6 protein-coding genes are annotated in these 4,083 nt (G+C 62.7%); 5 read left to right on the forward strand and 1 reads right to left on the reverse strand.

What is annotated here, in order from left to right; translation table 11 throughout:
• From ENZ74_RS24175 to ENZ74_RS24185, 3 genes are all read left to right on the forward strand, one after another.
• The coding region (locus ENZ74_RS24175; protein WP_164761170.1) for an ABC transporter ATP-binding protein at nt 1-1,523 on the forward strand (1,523 nt) is incomplete at its 5' end.
• A 4-nt stretch (nt 1,524-1,527) separates the two neighbouring features.
• Nucleotides 1,528-2,007: a GNAT family N-acetyltransferase gene (locus ENZ74_RS24180; protein ID WP_063168843.1), complete on the forward strand. Its 480-nt coding sequence runs from the start codon at nt 1,528-1,530 to the stop codon at nt 2,005-2,007.
• 1 nt (nt 2,008) lies between these two features.
• Complete coding sequence (locus ENZ74_RS24185; RefSeq protein WP_013529982.1) at nt 2,009-2,320, forward strand: DUF6665 family protein; 312 nt, start codon at nt 2,009-2,011, stop codon at nt 2,318-2,320.
• 3 nt (nt 2,321-2,323) lie between these two features.
• Here the strand turns inward: ENZ74_RS24185 and ENZ74_RS24190 are convergent, their stop codons facing one another.
• A complete protein-coding gene (locus ENZ74_RS24190) occupies nt 2,324-2,668 on the reverse strand; it encodes a cupin domain-containing protein (protein ID WP_013529983.1) in 345 nt (114 codons plus the stop codon).
• 315 nt (nt 2,669-2,983) lie between these two features.
• On the opposite strand from ENZ74_RS24190, the gene petA reads away from it, so the two are divergent.
• Nucleotides 2,984-3,544 carry a ubiquinol-cytochrome c reductase iron-sulfur subunit gene (petA, locus tag ENZ74_RS24195; RefSeq protein ID WP_013529984.1) on the forward strand — a complete coding sequence of 187 codons (561 nt, stop codon included), beginning with the start codon at nt 2,984-2,986 and terminating at the stop codon, nt 3,542-3,544.
• Nucleotides 3,545-3,561: 17 nt separating this feature from the next.
• Nucleotides 3,562-4,083 (forward strand): cytochrome b N-terminal domain-containing protein (locus ENZ74_RS24200; RefSeq protein ID WP_206522319.1); only part of this gene is annotated, 522 nt, incomplete at its 3' end.

The raw sequence follows: 4,083 nt of genomic DNA on the forward strand, positions 1-4,083 counted from the left end.
TCTACAATCTGGTGCGCTGGCAGGCGCACCGGCATGTCTCGCGCCAGTCCTACGCCTTTTTCCAGAACGATTTCGCCGGCCGCATCGCGACGAAGGTCTGGCAGGCGGGCCAGGCGACCGGCGACTTGATGGAAAGCTTCATCGAGGTCGTCTGGTTTATGATCGTCTACACGGTGACGACGCTGGCGCTGGTCGCAGGCCTCGATCTCAGGCTGGCGGTTCTGGTGGTGATCTGGATTTCCGCCTTCGGCTGGCTGGCCAAGCTCTATTTGCCGGCAATCCGCAAGCATGCCGAGGAAACAGCCGAGGCCGGCTCGATGATCACCGGCCGCATCGTCGATTCCTATTCCAACGTGCAGACGCTGAAACTGTTCTCGGCCGATGGCGACGACCGCTACATCAGGAACGGTTTCGACATCTATCTCGACGCATTGCGCCCGTTCACCCGCCGGCTGACCGGCGTGCGCATGGCGCTGACCACGCTGTCGGGCATCATGATCACGGCGATCGGCTGCTTTGCCGTCTATCTCTGGGTCGAGGGCTCGATCACCGTCGGCGCGGTCGCCTTCACCCTGTCGCTGGTGCTGCGGCTCAACATGCTGCTCGGCCGGCTGATGATGCAGCTCAACAGCATCTTGCGAAACCTCGGCGTGCTGGAGAATTCCAAGGCGCTGATCTCGCAGCCGCTCGGCCTCACCGATGCGCCCGACGCCAAGGAACTCGTCGTTGCGGGTGGCCGTATCGCGGTGAAGAACGTCGAGTTCCACTACGGCAAAGGTTTCGGCGTGCTGAACGGCATCGACCTTGTCGTCAGGCCAGGCGAGAAGGTAGGGCTGGTCGGACCGTCCGGCGCCGGCAAGACGACCCTCGCCAATCTGATCCTGCGCCTCTACGATCTCGAGAGCGGGTCGATCACCATCGATGGCCAGGATGTCGCCAAAGTTACGCAGAATTCGCTGCGCGCCAATATCGGCGTCGTCAGCCAGGACACGGCGCTGTTCCACCGTTCGCTGCGCGACAACATCAAGCTCGGCATGCCTGACGCGACCGATGCGGAGGTGATCGCGGCGGCGAAAAAGGCTGAGGCGCACGAGTTCATCCTGACCTTGCGCGACAACAGGGACCGCGCCGGCTACGAGGCGTTTGTCGGCGAGCGCGGCGTCAAGCTGTCGGGAGGCCAGCGCCAGCGCGTGGCGATCGCCCGCGTCTTCCTCAAGGATGCGCCGATCCTGATTCTCGATGAGGCGACCTCGGCACTCGATTCCGACATCGAGGCGGCGATCCAGGAGAATCTGACACGGCTGATGGAAAACAAGACGGTCATCGCCATCGCCCACCGGCTGTCGACGATCGCAGCACTCGATCGTCTGGTGGTGCTCGACGGCGGCCGCATTGTCGAGCAAGGCACGCATGACCAATTGGTGGCGCTCGACGGGCTCTATGCGCGGCTGTGGAAGCGGCAGTCCGGCGGTTTTCTCTATCACGAGGACAGCGTGCTCGAAGAGACGCGCCCGGCGGAGTAGCTCAATGGGTGGATCGACAGGCGCCATCCCAGAGGTCGGCTACGTGCTCAAGCGGTTTCGGCCGACCATGCCGGCCTTCGACACGCTGAAGGAAGAGAGCCGGCTGGAAGGCTACTGGATGCTGGTACGCCTTGCGGATGGCTGGGCAAGTGGCCGCAACAAGTTCCTGAAACGGGGGGAGGCGCTGTACGGAGCATGGTATGGAAGGGAACTCGCCGGCGTGTGCGGGTTGAACATCGATCCCTATTTCGAGGACAGGGGCCACGGCCGGGTCCGGCACCTGTTCGTCAGCGCGCGCCACCGTCGCGCCGGCCTTGGCCGGATGCTGGTCGAAACCGTTGTCGACAGGGCACGTCACCATTTCGCCATGCTGAACACCCGCGCGCCGCAAGAAGCTTTCCGTTTCTATGAACGGCTTGGCTTTCAGCGCGTGGCGGGCGAAGAGTTCGTCACACACCGCATGGTTTTCGGGAAAGGAGGCTGAAATGTCCTTGCGTCCGCCATCTCATCTTGCCGGCGCCTCGGCCGCCGAAGCCGCCTTCGACGCGCTCGGCCATGAAATATTGGCGGAAAAGGCGGCAGCACTCGGCCGCGCCGGCCAGCGGGTAGAGGAAACGCTGGCCAGGCTGCGCGACAATGCCGACGAGCAACTGCGCCCCCTTCTGCTCAAGGATGCCGCCGAGGCGGTGCATGGCTATTTCATCCAGCGCGAGCTGTGCGGCTTGCGCAAGCACGATGCCGTCATTCGTGAATACAACATCCCGAAAGCGGTGCTGGCCAGGCTCGGCGCGAAATAGGGATCACTCCAGCCATTCGGTGATGAAGCTGCCATTCTCGTGGATGTCGGTCGTTTCCAGCGGGCCTGGGCCGAGATTGGTGAATTTGTGCGGCGTATTGGGTGGCACGATCAGGATCTGGCCGGCGGATGCCTCGATTTCCTGGTCGCCGACAGTGAACAGGCCGGTGCCCTGGCGGATGATGAAGATCTCCGCGTAGGGATGTGTGTGCAGGCGCGGGCCGCCGCCGACATCAGGCAGATAGTTGAAGATCAGGCAGGAGTTGGAGCCGTAGGCGCCACATTGCAACTCGCCCTTCCAATGGTCCGAGCGAACGGCCCAGGTGTCGCGGTCTATGACGTGTGCCATGATGACAAGGATAGACCCGGCTGGGGCCTTGTGTCGAGCCGAACAAGGGCGTCGGATTTGCGGGTGTTTCCCGGTTGTTTAGTGATGGTTGGCGGCTATCCGGCGTCGTGTTGACCGGCGGCGGATTTTGTCCCCGCGACAATCTGCCCTTGTGCCTTCACCCGTCTGGACAAAAACGGGCTTCACGCATAAACCGAAGTCCAAATGCCGGAGGAATTCGCAAGCCTGTTCGCCATGCGCTGTCGGGTTGGCGTAATTTGAGCGGGGAACAAGGCTCAACCACCGGCACGGAAGAGGCGAAAGGATCAGGCACCCGTGAGCGCAACCGACACCCAGGATCCCAACCGTCGTGATTTTCTCTACGTCGCCACCGGCATGGCCGCAGTGGTCGGCGCGGGTGCTTTCGCGTGGCCGTTCATCGACCAGATGCGCCCTGACGCCTCGACGCTGGCGCTCGCCTCGGTCGAAGTCGACGTCGCCTCGCTGACGCCGGGCATGTCGCTGATCGTCAAATGGCGCGGCAAGCCGGTCGTGGTCCGCAACCGCACCGAACAGGAAATGAAGGACGGCGAGGCGGTCAAGCTGGCCGATCTCAAGGATCCGATCGCCCGCAACGCCAATCTGCCGGCCGACGCACCGGCGACCGACGCCAATCGCACCACGCCCGGCAAGGAAGCCTGGATGGTGATGGTTCAGGTCTGCACGCATCTCGGCTGCATTCCGCTTGGCCAGGAAGGCGATTTCGGCGGCTGGTTCTGCCCGTGCCACGGTTCGCAATACGACACCGCCGGCCGCATCCGCAAAGGCCCGGCGCCGGAGAACATGGCGGTTCCGGTATTCAAGTTCATTTCCGATACCAAGATCCTTATCGGTTGAGGCAGGGGGATATTTCGATGAGCGAGGGACACTCGACCTATACGCCCAAAACCGGTCTCGGACGCTGGTTCGACGCCCGCATGCCGCTGCCGCGGCTGGTCTATGACAGCTTCGTTGCCTATCCGGTGCCGCGCAACCTCAACTATGCATGGACCTTTGGCGGCATCCTGTCGATCATGCTGGTGGCGCAGATCCTGACCGGCATCGTGCTGGCCATGCATTACACGGCCGACACCAATCTGGCCTTCGGCTCGGTCGAGAAGATCATGCGCGACGTGAATTCGGGCTGGCTGCTGCGCTACATGCATTCGAACGGCGCCTCGTTTTTCTTCGTCGCCGTCTACATCCACATCTTCCGTGGCCTCTATTACGGCTCCTACAAGGCGCCGCGCGAACTGCTGTGGATCCTCGGCTGCATCATCTATCTCCTGATGATGGCGACCGGCTTCATGGGCTACGTGCTGCCATGGGGCCAGATGAGCTTCTGGGGCGCCACCGTCATCACCGGCTTCTTCAGCGCCATTCCGCTGGTCGGCGCC

This window comes from Mesorhizobium sp. M7A.F.Ca.CA.002.15.2.1 (assembly GCF_003998715.1).
Taxonomy (GTDB): Bacteria; Pseudomonadota; Alphaproteobacteria; order Rhizobiales; family Rhizobiaceae; genus Mesorhizobium; species Mesorhizobium ciceri.

Coding starts and splice junctions, on each gene's coding strand:
- ENZ74_RS24180 (WP_063168843.1), top strand. CDS start 1,528: ATGGGTGGATCGACAGGCGCCATCCCAGAGGTCGGCTACGTGCTCAAG.
- ENZ74_RS24185 (WP_013529982.1), top strand. CDS start 2,009: ATGTCCTTGCGTCCGCCATCTCATCTTGCCGGCGCCTCGGCCGCCGAA.
- ENZ74_RS24190 (WP_013529983.1), bottom strand. CDS start 2,668: ATGGCACACGTCATAGACCGCGACACCTGGGCCGTTCGCTCGGACCAT.